We start from the raw sequence: 15,082 nt of genomic DNA, 5'->3' as shown, positions 1-15,082 counted from the left end.
CCGACGCTCACAGAGCGCCGCTACAAGGCGGCGCATTCTCGACTGTAGCGTCGGTCTGCGATCGTCGCCGTTCGGCTCTTCTCCCCGGGATTTCCGGCCCGCCCCTCGCGGGCGGTTAGCGACGGTCACAGAGCGCCGCTACAGTGGCCCTCAATACCGCGGCGTTTCCGGGTCGATGAGTCGCGACCAAGCGTCGATTCCGCCGCTCATGGAAAAGGCGTTTTTCACTCCGTGCGCCCGCAAAAACAAAGCGCCCCGCTGCGAACGCATGCCGTGGTGGCAGTAAACGACCACCCCGCGGGCGTCGTCCGCCGTCAGCCGTTCGCCAGCTTCGGGAAAGGTGCCGAGCGGGAACCACTCGTTGCCGGCGATTTGGCAGATCGCCAACTCGTCGGCTTCCCGGCAGTCGATCAGCCGCGGCCGCTGCCCGTGCGGCAGACTGACCCACGCCGCCACCTCGGCGGGAGTGATTTCCAAGGTTTTTCCGGAGCTCCGGAGAAATGGCGGCGGGGTGTTCATTCGACGACGACGGGCGTGCCGACCTGGACGTTTTCGAAGAAGTGGGTGGACATGTGGTGCGGCATCCGGATGCAGCCGTGCGAGGCCGCATAACCCGGAAGATAGCCGGTGTGCATGCCGATCCCGCCGTTGATGCGCATGAAATTCGGCATCGGCGCGTTATAGAAAATTTCTCCGGGAGGAATTTTATCCACCCGGATGTCCACGTTGTCATTGGTCGTCATCCCGGTGGCCTTGTTTTTGAAGACGCCATAAACCGACGAAACGTGGTCCGCGTGTTTCTCGCTGATTTTATATTTCCCGGCCGGAGTTCCGTGGTCCTCGCTGCCGCTGGAAATCCGGGAAATTCCCACCAGCACGCCGCCCTTGTAGAAAAAAGCCTTCTGCTGGCCGCGGTTGATTTTGATCAGCGGGCTGCCCGTCGCGCCGTCGCCGTCCCAGTAAGAAACGTCGTCCGGGATCGCCGGCGCCGGGTGATGCGGCCCGCCGGAAGTTTGTTGTTGGATCGGTCCGCCGAGCCCTTTGAGGTAGTCGGATTGGCCGGGAACCGTCGGTCCGCAGGAGTTCAGCACGAATGCCGCCAGCCCGAAAATCGGCAGATAGTTAAGGAAGCTTGATTTCATTTTGAGGCGCAGACTGCACCCGGAACCGGGATCGGTCAAGGCTGGGAGATGAAAGCGGGCGGGACTTTAGCGCCCGCGCTCGATGTGCACGGCGACGCACTCGGTGTTCGGGAGGATGTGTTTCTCGATGGAAATGGCGACGCGGGCGAGCGGGTGATTTCCGAGCAGGTGGTCGGCGATGTCCACGGCGAGCGTCTCGATGAGGCGGCGCGGGCGGGCGGCGGCGAGGGCTTCGATTTCCTGCGAGACGGCGTGATAATCGACGGTGCGGGAAATTTCATCGGCCAGACCGTCGAAGCCTTGCGACGGGGTCATGCGGATGGTGACGAGGAGGGTTTGGGAAACGGCGCGTTCTTCGTCCGGCACGCCGATGAGGGTGCTGACGCGCAGGCGGCGGATTTCGATGGTATCAGGCGGGTGCATGGGGGATGAGGTCGCGGTCGAGGGCTTCGGCGAGGAGGAAGCGGGTGGGCTGGTTGAGATTGAGGGCGAGGGCGTCGGCGGGGGAGAGCCAGAGGAATTCCTCGGCTTCGTCGTTGAGCTGGACGGCGGTGGTGGTGGCGCGGGCGACGTAGTTGAGCAGGAGGAAATGCTCGGGGCGCTGGAACTCGGGCGAGAGGATGCAGTCTTGGACGAGCGCGAACTCGATGTCGCGGAGCTCGAGCCCGGTTTCCTCGCGGATCTCGCGGCGGAGGGCGTCGGTGGAGGATTCGCCGCGCTCGATTTTTCCGCCGGGGATGCCCCAGCGGTCGCCCCATTTGTGGGTGCGGACCATGAGGACGTGGCCATTCCCATCGTGGATGAGTGCGCCGACGGTGGCGATGGGCCGGGAAACGCCTCGGCGGCGGTCGAGCAGGTTGCGGAGAACTCCGAGATCCGGCACGGTGAGATCCGGGCGGACGGCGGCGAGGATTTCCGCGTGGTTGTAGCCGGTGAGCACGGCGATGGAGGAAATGCCGCCGTGGCGCGCGGTTTCAACATCGTGCGTCATGTCGCCGACAAAGGCGGTCTCGGCGGGGGCCAGGCCGTGGGTTTCGAGAATCTGGTGAATGATTTCCCGCTTGTCCAAGACGCCGGAATAGGTGGCTTCGAAATGGTGGCGCAGCCCGAAATTGTCCATCTGACGCTCGAAAGCGACGGTGTCCATGGAGGTGAGAACGAAGGCGCGGATGCCGGAAGCGCCGCACCATTCGAGCTTTTCGCGGGCGTGGGGCAGGACGGTGACCGGGGTGACGGCGGCGTCGAAGGCCGGGCGGAAATGGGCTTCCAATTCCTCCAGCGAGACATCCGGCAGCAGCTCGGCGTAGAATTCCCGGTAAGGCAGCCGGAAGGCGCGGCGGAAACTTTCGCGATCGAGCGCGGCGATTTCATATTTCCCGAGCACGGCGTTGGTCGCCTCGATCACCGGGCCGAGGTCGTCCACGAGCGTGCCGGACCAGTCGAAGATGAGGTTGCGAAACATGGGGAAGGGGAGTCTAGCCGAGCTGGAACTTGATGGATTTGATCCGCCCCTCGCCGAGCTGGTTGCGGATGCGGGTGAGGAGCATGGGTTTCATTTGCTCCAATTGGAAGCGCAGCGCCGGCTGGGTCACGCGCAGGACGAGATTGCCGCCTTTCACGGAGATCGGCTCGGTGTGGCGGGCGATGAAATCGCCGGCGAGTTCCTTCCAAGTCGCGCGGACCTGATCCTCGTGCAAACCGTCTTCCGCCCCGGCGGCGCGCAGGATCGCGGCCACGAATTTTTGCGCGAGATGGATGCCGGCGTTGAGGTCCGCCGGCTCCTCGGCACCGCGCCATTCCCGCAGGATTTCCTCTCGGATTCTGCTGGAGCGCGGCGGCTTTTTCATCGCGGCGTGGCGCTTAGGCGTCGCCATCCTCGCCGATGGCCTCCACCGGGCAACCCTCCATGGCCTCGCGGCATTGCGCCATTTCCTCGTCATTCTCGGGTTGCTTGAAAACGTAGGAATAACCCTCGTCCTCGGCACGGGTGAAATTATTCGGCGCGGTCTCCCGGCAGAGATCACAATCGATGCACTGGCTGTCCACATAGAACTTGCCGGGCACGTTTTCTGCATTCTTGTCTTCGCGGTCAGCCATAGGAAATATAGGGGTTAACAGCCCCTTGGATGACTTCCACAGGCGTTGGATGCAACTCGATTTTTTCGAAAATTCAGATTCGGCCACACAGTTCTTGCTTGGGTTGTCCGCTCCGCACCCATAAAAGTCAGCTCCGCCGCATGTCCTCGCCGAATCTCAGTGAAAAACTCCTCGCCTCGGTCTCGCGGGACTTTTTCCGTCCGCTGACCCGGCCATCGGCGGCGATTTACGTCGATTGCGCGGAACGCCTCGCCGACGTCGCGGGTGAGGCCGGGCGGATACCCCATGCGGAGGCGATCGCGCTGATCCGGGAAATCCTCGCCGCCCACCCGGACATCGTGCTCGGCGACGACGAGGGCGCATCCCTCCGCGACGCCCGCCAACGCGCCGGCCAGTTTTTCAACCGCCTCTGCGATTCGCGCTGGCTCGAGGACCAGCAACTCGGCCTGCACGAACGCTGGGCGCTCGTTTCTCCCGGCCTCCGTCCGTTGCTCCGCTTGCTGCGCGAACTCGCCGAGGACGAAATCGCCGAGCTGAAAACCTTCGCCGACACCGTCCGCGGCGTTTGCGAAACCCTCGAGCGCCCGAACATCCTCGACCCGCGCCTGCAGGAACCCGACGAAATCCGCAGTACTGTCACCGATTGCAACGCCCGCCTCGAAAGCGCGATCATCCAGCTCCACGGCGTGGAAAAACTCATTTCGCTCTTCGACCGCCGCCAGCGCCTCAGCGACTCGCCGGCGGAAACCCTGCGGCTCCTTTACGCCGAGTTCGGCGCGGGCCAGCACATGGTTTGCTACGATGCTCTTCGTAGAAACGGCCTGCTTCCCCGGCTGCAAGTCCTGCGCTCCACCATCGCCGACCGGCGCGACGACCCGCTCGTCAAAGAGCGCCTGGCGGAGGGCCTCGCTGCCCATTATCACTGGGATGAAAACGAGTCCTATCATCGTGCGGAAAAAGCCCTGCGCGATCTCGAACACCGGCTCTCCGCCATCCGCCTCGTCGCCGATGCCATCGACGCCCGGATGGCCTCGTTCAACCAGCTTTCCCAACAACGCTACCGCTATCAGACCGAACTCCGCGGCCGTCGCCCGGAAATCGTCAAGACCTACTGTGACGCCATCAACGCCGCCCACGAAGGCACCCGGCTCGCCGCCATGCGCGACGCCGAGCCGGACTTCGCGCCACTCGTGCCCGAGGTGAAATTCTTCTTCGGCAGCGAGTCGCTCGCCCGCACCCGCCGCGTCAAAGCACCGGCGGATCTCACCTTCGGCACCGACTCCGGCGGCCGCGACGAAACCGCTGAGGAAACACTCGCCGCCCTCCGCGAACGCCAGCGCCTCGCCCTAACTCCGCAACGCGCCGCGCGTCTCGTCGCCAGGCTTTTACCGGAAAAATCCAGCGCCGTCATGACTTCGGATTTCGCCGCCGCCGACTTCGATGAAATGCTCGATCTGCTAGCCATCGCCGCCTACGAGCACGCCGTCACCGCCGACGGCCAGCGCGTGAAATGGACCATCCACGGCCCCGGCAAAACCGCCGGCCTCACCCCCGAAAAAATCCCCGCCGACCCCCACGCCGGCTGGAACGTCGAGCGCTTTCAGATTCAACGGATCTGAAATTTCAAATTTCAAATCTCAAATCTCAAATCTCAAATTTCTTCCCAAATGTTCGATCCCAACTGGCCCCGCTTCTGGTCCGACGTCCCCGACGACGACCGCCCGGCGATCCGCGAAATCCTCGCCGAGCTCATCGGCCGCGGCACCTTGCTCGGCGGCAGCGGCGCGGGGCGCGATCATTTCCTGCTCGCCCGCGACCACTATCAGGAACACTTGAAGGACTACCTCGCGCCGCTCGGGCTGGAGCTCATCATCGATGACGATTTCTTCATCCTCCAAGCCCGCCCGCGGCCCGAGGCCTGCCATTTGCTCGCACAGTTCACCAAGGATGAAACGTTGCTATTGTTGGTCCTCTGGCGTGTCTGGGACGACCACCGGACCAACGAGGCCAGCAGCGCCGTCATCCTCACGGTCGATGATTTATGGACGCGCTTCCGCAACACCTTCGACAAGATCGATCCTCCGGAGAAAACCCACCTCGACTCGTTGTTAGGCCGGCTCAAGCGCCACCGTCTGATCCGCACCCACAAGCCGGATGGCGCGCTCCAGCTTGGCGAGACGCTCATTGAAATCCTGCCCAGCCTACCGCGCGTGATCCCGTTTGACAGCCTCGAATCCTGCCTCGCCCGTGCCGCCCTCTATCAACCCGCCGCCGAAGCCTGAAATGAAAACCCGCGTCCACCTCAGCCGTATCCTTGCCATCAACTGGTATGGCTACCGCCGCTTCATCGACGTCTCGGGTCTCTCGCTCATCACCGGGGCTAACGGCTCGGGGAAAAGCGTGCTGCTTGACTTGATTCAGTTCGTGCTGCTCGGCGAATCGCTCAGCCGTTTCAATAAAGCCGCAGCCGGTTCCGGCAGCGGCCGCTCGCTTCGCGGTTACTGTTTGTGCGACACGAACACCCAAGGCAACGACGGGCAGGAACGCTACCTGCGCCCGTCCGGCGTGACTCTGGCAGGTCTGGAATTCGTTTGGCCGCTGGCAACAGGCGAGGAAATCCCGCGCCGCGAAACTTGGGGCGCGCGCATCGAATTCGAAGGCCCGACTGCCAAGGCGCGCACGCTGTGGTTCACCATTCCCAACCGCCTCGAGCGCGAGGATTTCCTCAGCGCCGAACTCGATCCAAACGCGGTCGCCTTCATGTCCGAAGACGAGTTCCGCGTCCACGTGAAGCGCGATCTCGGTGGCGAGGTGTTCGATCGCCAAGCATCGTATCTCGATGAAATGGGTTCGCGCAGCCACCTCGGGTTTGATCGCGTGCAGATGAATAAAACCCTGCCGAACTCGATGGCATTCCAGCCGGTCGAGTCGTTCGAGAAATTCATCCGCGACTACTTGCTGGAGCCGGGCTTGCCGGACGTGAAAGCCGTCCGCGCCAGTGTCGATGCGCACCGCCGCGCGCAGGAACGGTTGGAGAAAATGCACGACCAGCACGCACGGCTCGTCCGGATCAGCGAGCGCCATCAGGAATACGTCACCGCCCGCCGCGACGCGCGGTTGCATGCCCATTTGCGCATCGCGCTGGGCCACGAGCAGAAGCTGGAAAATCTAACTTCACGCCAGTCCGAGTTGGAGCAACTCCGCTCGCAGAATGCCGAAACTCGCGCCGACTACGAGTCCGCACTTGGGGAGCGCAATGAGTTGGATTCCCAACTCGCGAAGATCCGGCTCGTCGCTGGAAACGATCTTCAGATCACCCGCCTCGCCGAGGACCGCAGCCACCGCGATGAAGTCGCCCGCGAGCTGGACGCGTTGCGTGAGACCGAGAAGTCCGCCCGCCAATTTCTCCACGACCGCACGCAGTATTGGAAACAATGGCTGCGGCTTGCTCAGGAATTCGGGCTGGAAGATCCGGCACAGGCCGCCGATTGGCTGAAGCAAATGCAGGGCGCGGATGAGTCCGCCGCGCTGGACGCCGCCCAGCGGATGCCGCGGATCTATCAAGCTCTGGTCAACGACGCCCGCGAGCGCTTGCGTCCCGTCGAGGAGGAAATCAAGGTGCTGGAAAGCCGTGAGTCCCGCCTCCGCCGCGAGTTGGATGATCTCGATCACAAAGGCAGCGCCGCGCCGTCGCCGTTGTTGGATGCGTTGAAATCCCGCGGCCAGCGGGCCGACGCGTTCGGCCGCGTGATCGAAGTGAAGGCCGAGGCCGAGCCATGGTGGCCGCTGCTTGAATCGCTGCTAGGAAACAAGCGCGGCGCTGTGCTCGCGGAAGATTTCAAAGCCGCGTGGGAACAAGCCCGCCGCCTCGGGCACGTTGAAGAACCGCTTGTCCATGCTGGAGAACTTTCCGGTTCCAAGGACGCGAAACCGGGAACGGTCGCCGCGTTTTTCGAGACCAAACACGAACTAGCCAAAGCCTATCTCCAGCATCTTTACGGCGACCTGATCGCGGTTGAAAAAGTCAGCCAGCTCGACTCGCATCCACGGGCGTTTTCCAAAGACGGCTGGCTCAAGGATCCGCCGCACCGCCAGCATTTCCAGCCAGCCAAGGAGTTCACCATCGGCGAGGAGGGCTTGCGAAGGCTGAGAACCTTGCGCCAGGACGAGCTTGCGGAGGTGAAGGAAGAACTCACTTTGAAACTTCGGTTGCGCGAGGATTGGCGGACTTTCCTGCATCGCGGCGAGCAGTGGACATTGGATAAAGCCGAGCCGCCTGCCGGCAGCTCGAAGCTGCGGGATTTGCCGCGATTGCGGAAGGAACTCGCGCAGCTCGACGAGACGATTCGCCTGCTTGCCACGCCCGAGCGCGAGGCGACGGTGGAGAAACTGCGGGTGTTGGAAAAGACGTTCCAAGGCGTGATCGAGCGCACCGGACGGCTGGCGAACAGCATCGAGAAGTTCGCCCAGCAGGAACGCGTGCTGCACGACAGCATGGCCGCGCTGATAGAGGACGAAGCCGCCGCGCTCACCCAGCGCCAGCTCAGCCGTGAATCGCTCGAAGGTGTGCGTGACCCCGAAATTTCCGAGCTCATCGCCGCCGCGCGTCAGCAGTTTCCCAAGTGGCAGCAGCGGCTCGACGCGTCGTCGGAAATGGCGCGCATCCGCGAGTTTGATTCCGACAAGGCCCGCCGCGACCGCGATTTGGAACGCCATGCCCTGGCCGAAAAACATCCGGAGACGGCTGAGGCTTTCGATCCCGGCGACGATGAGAATTCCCGCTACGACGCGCGCCGGATCGAGTTGGAATCGCACGAGTTAGAAAAATATACCGCCGCCGCTGAGGACGCGCGCAAGGAGTGGGAAGACCGACTCCAGCACCAGGTGCTCGATGTCCTGAAGGAGAAACTTGACGAGGCGGAACGCACCAAGCGCGAGCTGAACCGCGCGATGGACCACGACATCGGCGGTTGGCGCTATCAGCTATCGATGAAGGCGGATCGCAGCCACAGCGCGATCTGGGCGCTGGTGGAAAAGGGGCTGAATCCCGGGCTCGAACTTTTCGCCAGCGGGGCGAAGGAGGAGATTGAAAAGGCAAAAGCCGCGCTAATGGCCGCGATTGAAAATTCCGAAGACCCGCGCCAGCAGCGGGCGCTCGATTACCGTTACTATCATCACTGGGACATCCAGGCCACGCCGACCGGCAAGGGCGAGGGCGCGGCGATTTCCCTGAACCGCAACGCCAAGAAACAAAGCGGCGGCGAGAACCAGGCACCGTTTTTCGTGGCGATGCTCGCCGCGTTCCAGCGGGTTTACGATCTCGGCCCGCGCGAGTCGCGGAAGAATCTCGGCATCGTGATCATGGACGAGGCGTTCTCGAAATTGTCCGGCGACCGGATCGACGCGTGTCTCGATCTTGCTCGGAATTTCGGCCTGCAGCTCATCATGGCATTCCCGGAAGACCGCCTGCCGACGATGATCCAGCACGCGGAAACCGTGGTGCAATGCCGGGTCGAGCGCAGTTACGACGAGAAGAGCGGCCAGATCACGAACATCGAGAACTGGGTGGTGAAGGTGGACCGGGACCGGTTAGTGGAGGCGTTGTCATGATGCTCTTCGTAAGTAGTTCCGTCTTCAGGCGGTCTTTGGCGCAAGACACCCTAAAGGGTTAGACTACGTGCGAAGATGAAGATTCCCCCGTGGCTTGCTGAATTTCACCGCCGCTGGCACGCCGCCCGTGGCAAGCGGGTGACGGCATCGAGCCGGGTGTTTTCGGTCGATTGGATCAAACTCTTGGAAGCCGCCGGAATCACCAGCGCGGAGGATCAGGCGACGGCGGCGCGGGAAGCGGAGGCTTGCGGGCAGCTGGTTTTGAAACGGCACCGCTACCGGAAATATCTGGTCGAGCGGGTGACGCTGCCGCTTGCTTCCGAGCCTTGGTTGATCGGGCGCTTCGGCGGGATTGCGGGTGGGGATTTGCAGGCTGCGGCATTGGAAATTGTGGCGGATTTTTCCGGGCGCGGGCATTCGCGGTTTCCAACAGAGTGGACGGCGCTTTGCGAGTCGCTGCGCGTGGCGTTTGCGCAAGGTCGTTCACTGCGTCCGTTTCGGTGGAGCCATCCGGAGTTGCTCCGGCGCTTGCTCGATGTGGTGAAAAATCTCAGCGAGCGCGAGTGGCCTGCGGGCACCTTGATCCGCGCAGCGAGCGTGGACATCAGGCTGGAGTCAAAACAACTCGAACGCCATCAGCGGACGTTCGAATCCGGTTTGGCACGTTTGTTCGGCACGGAAATCTCCCTGAAATCGCTGGGGCTCGCGACGGGTGATGCGCATGTCGAATTGCATGGTCCGCTGTGTTTGCATTTTCCGGACGGCAGCACGCATGACTTCGACGGACTAACGCACGTTCTCGTTTCCGCCACCGATCTGGCGCGGTGCTCGTCGATTTCCACCACGGCGGAGCGGCTGTTGAGCATCGAAAACCGCAAGACGACCTTCCGGCAATACGCCGCCGCGAACCGGGATCGGCGGACTTTGGTGGCGGCTACTTCGTTCCCGACGCCTGCCTTCCGGCAGCTGTTGGAAAAGCTGCCGGTTTCCCTGCCGCACCATCATTTCGGCGACACCGATCCGGCGGGTTGGCAGATTTTGCTCAAGCTGCGAGAAGCCACGCCGCGGGCGGTCGAGGCGTTCCGCATGCGCTGGCGGGCAGGGGAGCGGCCGAGTCCGTTGACGCCATACGACATCCAGTTCCTGCCGAAACTCCTCGCGGATCCGCGCCTTGCCGACGTCCGGCCGGAAATCGAGGCCATTGTGGCTCTAAGTGATCGCGGGGATTTCGAACAGGAAACCCTGGGGCCGCCAGCATCCGGCGGATGGCCCTTTTGACAGAGCCGAGGTGCCAGTTAAGTTTTGGCGGGGATTTCGGATTCGGCTTTCGCACTGGTCAAGTCGAAGTCCCCGCTCTAAATATCCCGCCGCAGCCGTTATGACACCCAAGCCACCTTCAGCCTCCGACGGATCGTCCCTTCCTCCGCGCCACCGCCCGAGCAAGAGCGATTTCATCAAGGATTCGAGCGAGCTGGATTTGTGGGCCTTTGACGAGCCGACAAGGCCGGACGAGGAAAGTGCGGCCGCTGCTCCGAAGCCCGGCCGCTCGTCGGGGATTCCTGTTCCCCGTGGTTCCGGAAATGTGAGGAAGCATTCGGTTGGAGGTTTGCCGAAATCCGAGGAATCCGCGCCGCCGCGGCAGGGGCCGGAGACCGAGGAGCGCATCCAGATTGACGTCATCAAGAAGCGCCCGAGAGCCCAACCGGCGTCACATCCGGTGCATCATTCGAAGGTGGGCGGCGAATTTGACGAGCTCGACGACGGGAATGAATCGGGGCCGGAGTCCGAGGTTCTGGAAGTCGTTTCCGAGGCGGAAGCGGTTTTCGTGGATGAACCTGCTCCGCCGGAGCCCGTGATCGAGGAAATCGTGCCGGAAACGCCGCGGCCTGTCGCCCCGCCGGTGCCTGAGCAGGACGAGTGTTCGCCGCGGGTCCGGGAAAATGCCCAGCCCGTCTCGCTGCGTCCGCATTTGGGCTTGTCCAAGGTGGAACGGATCGGACTGGCGGCGTTGCTTGGAGTGCTGTTGATCGGCGGGGGAGTGGTTTATTTCGAAACCATCCACGATTTGCCGGCCGGGTCGGGGCGGTTGCAGGAGCGCGATTTCCCGGTCAAAGGCGAGCATCTAACGATCCTTTCCGCCGCCAGCTACTGGCGCGCTCCGATTGCCGAGGGCCCCAATGCCGAGACCTTCCGCCGCGGCACCCAGCTGGTGCCGGTGGTCGATCTAACCGTGAAGGGCGGCCCGGCCGCGGTCCGGGTGTTTTTTCGCAACAGCGACGGCGACGTCATCGGCGACGCGGTGACCCGCACCATCCAGGCAGGGGCCTCGCTGGAGGTGGCCGCGACCGCGGGCTTTGAGGACGTGGGCATGCACGCCGCCTACCGCACCGGACAAAGCAAGCCATGGGCGGTGCAGGTCTATGAGGCTCCCTCCGAAAACTCGCCGGGGCCTGCTTTCAAGATGGTCTTTGAAATGAAAGTCTCCACCGACCGCCGCTGAATTTCCACCGCCATGTCCAACCAAGAAATCACTCCACTCGTGCCCAGGGAAGGCTGGCACGTCATGCATTTGTTCTATCACGTCGATCACGCGCAATGGTCGCTTTACAGCGACGAGGAACAGCGCCAAGCCAAGACCCGCCTCACCGAGCTGGTGCAGGAAATCCGCGCCACGCCGGACACGCACCTGCTGATTTTCTCCGTCGCCACGCCGAAGGCGGACCTCGGCTTCATGCTGCTGACGCCGGACCTGCAGGTGGCTAACATGTTTGAAAAGCAGCTCAGCCTCTCGCTCGGGCCGGAGATTCTCAGTCCGACGTATTCCTACCTTTCCCAAACCGAGAGCTCGGAATACACCACCAGCCGCGAGCAATATGCGGCGGAAACTTTGGGCACCGAGGAAGGTCTCGTCGAGGGGACGCCCGAGTTCGAAGCCGGGCTCAAGGCCTTCGACGAGCGGATGGCGCACTATCTCAAACACCGGCTCTATCCGGTCCTGCCCGACTGGCCGGTGATTTGCTTCTATCCGATGTCCAAGCGCCGCAACGGCGCGGATAATTGGTATTCGCTCGATTTCGAAGCCCGCAAGAAACTGATGGCCGGCCACGCCCGCGTCGGTCGCACTTATTCCGGCCGGATTCTCCAGCTCATCACCGGCTCGACCGGACTCGATGAATTCGAGTGGGGAGTCACCCTGCTGGCGAAGGACACCATCGACATCAAGTCGATTGTTTACGAAATGCGCTTCGACGAAGTCACCGCGCGCTACGGCGAGTTCGGGGATTTCTACATCGGCATGCAGCTGCCACTCGACGTGTTGTTCCGGCGGATCTGCCTTTGATTTCAAATACGAAAAAGCCCGGCTCCATCACTGGAGCCGGGCTTTTTGGTGAATCAAACTTACTCGCCGAGTCCGAAGCGGACGAAGCGGGTAACGGTGAGGGTGTCGCCGAGTTCCTTGCCCTTGGCTTCAAGCAGCGCGGAAATCTTGATGTCGGAGTCCTTCACGAATCCTTGCTCCAGGAAGCAGCTTTCGGCGAAGAACTTGCCGATCTGACCCTTGAGGATGTTCTCGATGATGTTCGCAGGCTTGCCCTCGGCTTCGAGGCGGGCGCGGAAGATGTCGAGCTCGTTGTCCACCACGGATTGCGGGATGTCCTCGCGGGAAAGTCCCTTGGGCGCGCAGGCGGCGATGTGCAGCGTGAGGTCCTTGATGAGCTCCCTGAAGCTGTCGCTGTTGCGGGACTCCGGCTTGGTGGTCCCGACTTCGATGAGCACGCCGACCTTGCCACCGAGGTGGATGTAGGAGGCGACCACGCCGCCCGGAGCCGCGTCGTAGCGGACGTATTTGCGGAACTGGAGGTTTTCGCCGACTTCGCCGACCTTCGCCTTCACCGTGTCCTCGATGCTTTGCTCACCGTTTTGCACGGCAAGCGCGGCTTCGAGGTCGGCTGCGCTGGACGCGGCGAGCGTGTCGGCGAGGCCGCCGACGAAGGCTTGGAAATTCTCGTTTTTCGAAACGAAGTCGGTCTCGCAGTTGAGCTCAAGCAGGAGGCCGGAAGTGGAAGCGGCGTTGACGCGGGCGGTGATGACGCCCTCGGTGGCGGCGCGGTCACTCATTTTTGCGGATTTCATGATGCCCCGCTCGCGGAGGAGCTTGATGGAGGCTTCGATGTCGCCGTTGGTTTCGGTGAGGACTTTTTTGCAGTCCATCATGCCGGCATTGGTCTTGTCGCGAAGTTCTTTAACGATTGCTGCGGTGATCATAGTGGGAAAATAGTGTGAGTGGTAGAGAGGAAAAACGGGCGTCCCGTCGCGAGACAGGACGCCCGGTAGGTGTGATGATTTAGTTTTTGCGGCCGGCGACCATGGCATCGACCAGATTCTGGAGGATGAGGCGGATCGAGCGGATCGCGTCGTCGTTGCCCGGGATCGGGTATTGGACGAGCGCCGGGTCGGCGTTGGTGTCAACGAGGGCGATGATCGGGATGTTCAAGCGGCGGGCTTCGGCCACGGCGATGGTCTCGCGGGCGGAGTCCACGATGACGACGGCGTCAGGCTTCTTGTCCATGTCGCGCACGCCGCGGAGGTTGCGGAGAAGCTTTTCGCGCTCGCGGCCGAGGGCGGCGAGTTCCTTTTTCGACATGGCCTTGAATTCAGGCTGCTTCTCGATGTTTTCGAGATACTTGAGGCGCTCGACCGACTTGCGGACGGTGAGGCTGTTGGTGAGCATGCCGCCCAACCAGCGGTGGTTGACGTAGTGTTGGCCGGTCGCTTCCGCGGCTTCGCGGATGGCGTCCTGTGCCTGGCGCTTGCAGCCGACGAAGAGGACTTTCTTGCCCTTGCCGACGAGGTCGGCGAGGAAATCGGAGGCTTTATCGAGCTGCTGGACGGTTTTTTCCAGGTCGATGATGTAGATTCCGCCTTTGTCCTTCATGAGGAAGGGCTTCATGCGCGGGTTCCATTTCTTGGTTTGGTGGCCGTAGTGGACGCCGGCGTCCACCATTTCGTTGATGAGTTCGTTGATCATTTTGTGTTCTGGTTTCCCGCCTTGGATACAGGACGGGCGATTTTGAAGATTTGCCGCATGGAGCCCCTCCGGATCTTCGTTGGTGCATAAGGCAGCGTGAAGAGGGACGCGGGAAATAGGGAACCCGCCCGGACTTGGCAAGGGAAATCCTGATTTTGGAATCCGCTCATCGCTCGTACCCCAGCGCTTCGCGGAGTTCCTTGCGGGCGGCCACCGAGATTTCGTATTCGAATTTCGTCAACGACGGATAGGCCACATCCAGCCGGGCCATCGGGTCTTGCTCAAACCAGTGTTGCCGGGCCCATTTAAAATACGCCGCGCTCGCCGAACAACCAGGCTTTGGCCGCGATCCGCTTCCCGATAAAATCGGCAGCGGCATGCCTCATCTCCGCGTTGTAGGAAATCGGCCGCACCGTCGCTTCGATCAGGCGTTCTTGGGAATCGTCCATGCCGGAAATTTCAAACCGGCTTCAGCAAATACCCGCCGACCCAGCCTTCTTCGCCCCGCACGTTCCGGCACCAGTGCCAGCCGTGGATTTGGCGCAGCGATTCAAGGCGGTCGCCGCGCTTGATGGTGAGCACGGTGGGATCGTAGGTTTCGAGGGCGGCGTAACGGCCTTCGCCGAGCGGTTCCAGGATTTCCTCGGGGACGTAGCCGTCGTTGCCATCGTTGTCGGTCGCCCAGACCCAGCCGGGCCACGCGCGGTCGGCGATGCCGGCGGTGACCTCGTCTCCGGGTTCCAAGTGGATGGGGTTGCTGTCCTTGTCCTCGTAGTCGGCGTTCGCGGTGAAGATGGCCATGGTTGCCACCGAGAAAATCAGACGGGACAAAAAAGGCGAACGTTCATTTCGATGGGGCGAAATCCGGAATTTCAGTCCGCCGTTTTCACGCCTCTTTACATCACGCGGCGGCGGTGTAGCCTGTTTCCGCTGCTCACCACACCCACTTTCATGTTTCGTCAGTCACGTCCCCCCGACCCTGACCAGGACCTCGTCACGCGTGCCCAACAGGGCGATACGCGCGCTTTCGACGCCCTGATCCTCAAGTATGGCGACAAGCTATACGGCCTAGTGTCTCGTAAAATTTTATTTGTCGGTTAGTGAATTTTAAAATTGTACGATTTTGAGGATGTGTACAATTGGACAGGTGCCCGCCAAATCACACCGAATCAAGTTATCGAAATCCGAACGCCATGAACTCGAA

Annotated in this window: 16 protein-coding genes; 6 read left to right on the top strand and 10 right to left on the bottom strand. The window is 62.1% G+C overall.

Features of this window, described 5'->3' with window-relative positions; translation table 11 throughout:
- Positions 1-150: 150 nt before the first annotated feature.
- The 6 genes from AC4DF4_RS08545 to AC4DF4_RS08520 form a co-directional block, all read right to left on the bottom strand.
- On the bottom strand, positions 151-477 hold the full coding sequence (locus tag AC4DF4_RS08545) for a rhodanese-like domain-containing protein (RefSeq protein WP_490047702.1): 327 nt from the start codon (positions 475-477) through the stop codon (positions 151-153).
- Positions 478-515: 38 nt separating this feature from the next.
- Complete coding sequence (locus AC4DF4_RS08540) at positions 516-1,142, bottom strand: L,D-transpeptidase family protein (protein WP_490047701.1); 627 nt, start codon at positions 1,140-1,142, stop codon at positions 516-518.
- 66 nt (positions 1,143-1,208) lie between these two features.
- Complete coding sequence (locus AC4DF4_RS08535; RefSeq protein WP_490047700.1) at positions 1,209-1,565, bottom strand: dihydroneopterin aldolase; 357 nt, start codon at positions 1,563-1,565, stop codon at positions 1,209-1,211.
- The gene (locus tag AC4DF4_RS08530) at positions 1,552-2,604 is read right to left on the bottom strand and encodes an HAD hydrolase-like protein (RefSeq protein ID WP_490047699.1); all 1,053 of its coding nucleotides are present in this window, start codon (positions 2,602-2,604) and stop codon (positions 1,552-1,554) included. The genes AC4DF4_RS08535 and AC4DF4_RS08530 overlap by 14 nt, the downstream gene beginning before the upstream one ends.
- Positions 2,605-2,617: 13 nt before the next feature.
- Positions 2,618-3,016, bottom strand: a complete 399-nt coding sequence (locus AC4DF4_RS08525; RefSeq protein ID WP_490047698.1) for a DciA family protein — start codon at positions 3,014-3,016, stop codon at positions 2,618-2,620.
- Positions 3,003-3,239 carry a ferredoxin gene (locus AC4DF4_RS08520; protein WP_490047697.1) on the bottom strand — a complete coding sequence of 79 codons (237 nt, stop codon included), beginning with the start codon at positions 3,237-3,239 and terminating at the stop codon, positions 3,003-3,005. The genes AC4DF4_RS08525 and AC4DF4_RS08520 overlap by 14 nt, the downstream gene beginning before the upstream one ends.
- A 140-nt stretch (positions 3,240-3,379) precedes the next feature.
- On the opposite strand from AC4DF4_RS08520, the gene AC4DF4_RS08515 reads away from it, so the two are divergent.
- The 6 genes from AC4DF4_RS08515 (at position 3,380) to hemQ (ending at position 12,189) form a co-directional block, all read left to right on the top strand.
- Positions 3,380-4,858: a Wadjet anti-phage system protein JetA family protein gene (locus AC4DF4_RS08515; protein ID WP_490047696.1), complete on the top strand. Its 1,479-nt coding sequence runs from the start codon at positions 3,380-3,382 to the stop codon at positions 4,856-4,858.
- A 48-nt stretch (positions 4,859-4,906) separates the two neighbouring features.
- The gene (locus tag AC4DF4_RS08510) at positions 4,907-5,521 is read left to right on the top strand and encodes a DUF4194 domain-containing protein (protein WP_490047695.1); all 615 of its coding nucleotides are present in this window, start codon (positions 4,907-4,909) and stop codon (positions 5,519-5,521) included.
- On the top strand, positions 5,487-8,849 hold the full coding sequence (locus AC4DF4_RS08505) for an SbcC/MukB-like Walker B domain-containing protein (RefSeq protein WP_490047694.1): 3,363 nt from the start codon (positions 5,487-5,489) through the stop codon (positions 8,847-8,849). The genes AC4DF4_RS08510 and AC4DF4_RS08505 overlap by 35 nt, the downstream gene beginning before the upstream one ends.
- 75 nt (positions 8,850-8,924) lie before the next feature.
- Complete coding sequence (locus tag AC4DF4_RS08500; protein ID WP_490047693.1) at positions 8,925-10,127, top strand: toprim domain-containing protein; 1,203 nt, start codon at positions 8,925-8,927, stop codon at positions 10,125-10,127.
- 100 nt (positions 10,128-10,227) lie between these two features.
- Positions 10,228-11,349 carry a hypothetical protein gene (locus AC4DF4_RS08495; protein WP_490047692.1) on the top strand — a complete coding sequence of 374 codons (1,122 nt, stop codon included), beginning with the start codon at positions 10,228-10,230 and terminating at the stop codon, positions 11,347-11,349.
- A 12-nt stretch (positions 11,350-11,361) separates the two neighbouring features.
- On the top strand, positions 11,362-12,189 hold the full coding sequence (hemQ, locus tag AC4DF4_RS08490) for a hydrogen peroxide-dependent heme synthase (protein WP_490047691.1): 828 nt from the start codon (positions 11,362-11,364) through the stop codon (positions 12,187-12,189).
- Between the two features lie 59 nt (positions 12,190-12,248).
- On the opposite strand, the gene tsf is transcribed toward hemQ, so the two are convergent.
- From tsf to AC4DF4_RS08470, 4 genes are all read right to left on the bottom strand, one after another.
- Positions 12,249-13,115, bottom strand: a complete 867-nt coding sequence (gene tsf / locus AC4DF4_RS08485; protein WP_490047690.1) for a translation elongation factor Ts — start codon at positions 13,113-13,115, stop codon at positions 12,249-12,251.
- 79 nt (positions 13,116-13,194) lie between these two features.
- Positions 13,195-13,878, bottom strand: coding sequence for a 30S ribosomal protein S2 (gene rpsB / locus AC4DF4_RS08480; protein WP_490047689.1), 684 nt, complete (start codon positions 13,876-13,878; stop codon positions 13,195-13,197).
- A gap of 305 nt (positions 13,879-14,183) precedes the next feature.
- Positions 14,184-14,327: a hypothetical protein gene (locus tag AC4DF4_RS08475; protein WP_490047688.1), complete on the bottom strand. Its 144-nt coding sequence runs from the start codon at positions 14,325-14,327 to the stop codon at positions 14,184-14,186.
- 10 nt (positions 14,328-14,337) lie between these two features.
- Positions 14,338-14,679 carry an SH3 domain-containing protein gene (locus AC4DF4_RS08470; RefSeq protein WP_490047687.1) on the bottom strand — a complete coding sequence of 114 codons (342 nt, stop codon included), beginning with the start codon at positions 14,677-14,679 and terminating at the stop codon, positions 14,338-14,340.
- Positions 14,680-15,082: the final 403 nt, after the last annotated feature.

Source organism: Luteolibacter sp. (assembly GCF_058122085.1).
The sequence above is the reverse complement of the archived record's forward strand: the minus strand, read 5'-3'. Positions and strand labels throughout refer to the sequence as shown.

What these genes read in the sequence shown, in the direction of transcription:
- AC4DF4_RS08540 (WP_490047701.1), bottom strand. Translation starts at nt 1,142, where the DNA reads ATGAAATCAAGCTTCCTTAACTATCTGCCGATTTTCGGGCTGGCGGCA.
- AC4DF4_RS08535 (WP_490047700.1), bottom strand. Translation starts at nt 1,565, where the DNA reads ATGCACCCGCCTGATACCATCGAAATCCGCCGCCTGCGCGTCAGCACC.
- AC4DF4_RS08530 (WP_490047699.1), bottom strand. Translation starts at nt 2,604, where the DNA reads ATGTTTCGCAACCTCATCTTCGACTGGTCCGGCACGCTCGTGGACGAC.
- AC4DF4_RS08525 (WP_490047698.1), bottom strand. Translation starts at nt 3,016, where the DNA reads ATGGCGACGCCTAAGCGCCACGCCGCGATGAAAAAGCCGCCGCGCTCC.
- AC4DF4_RS08520 (WP_490047697.1), bottom strand. Translation starts at nt 3,239, where the DNA reads ATGGCTGACCGCGAAGACAAGAATGCAGAAAACGTGCCCGGCAAGTTC.
- AC4DF4_RS08515 (WP_490047696.1), top strand. Translation starts at nt 3,380, where the DNA reads ATGTCCTCGCCGAATCTCAGTGAAAAACTCCTCGCCTCGGTCTCGCGG.
- AC4DF4_RS08510 (WP_490047695.1), top strand. Translation starts at nt 4,907, where the DNA reads ATGTTCGATCCCAACTGGCCCCGCTTCTGGTCCGACGTCCCCGACGAC.
- AC4DF4_RS08500 (WP_490047693.1), top strand. Translation starts at nt 8,925, where the DNA reads ATGAAGATTCCCCCGTGGCTTGCTGAATTTCACCGCCGCTGGCACGCC.
- AC4DF4_RS08495 (WP_490047692.1), top strand. Translation starts at nt 10,228, where the DNA reads ATGACACCCAAGCCACCTTCAGCCTCCGACGGATCGTCCCTTCCTCCG.
- hemQ (WP_490047691.1), top strand. Translation starts at nt 11,362, where the DNA reads ATGTCCAACCAAGAAATCACTCCACTCGTGCCCAGGGAAGGCTGGCAC.
- tsf (WP_490047690.1), bottom strand. Translation starts at nt 13,115, where the DNA reads ATGATCACCGCAGCAATCGTTAAAGAACTTCGCGACAAGACCAATGCC.
- rpsB (WP_490047689.1), bottom strand. Translation starts at nt 13,878, where the DNA reads ATGATCAACGAACTCATCAACGAAATGGTGGACGCCGGCGTCCACTAC.
- AC4DF4_RS08475 (WP_490047688.1), bottom strand. Translation starts at nt 14,327, where the DNA reads ATGGACGATTCCCAAGAACGCCTGATCGAAGCGACGGTGCGGCCGATT.
- AC4DF4_RS08470 (WP_490047687.1), bottom strand. Translation starts at nt 14,679, where the DNA reads ATGGCCATCTTCACCGCGAACGCCGACTACGAGGACAAGGACAGCAAC.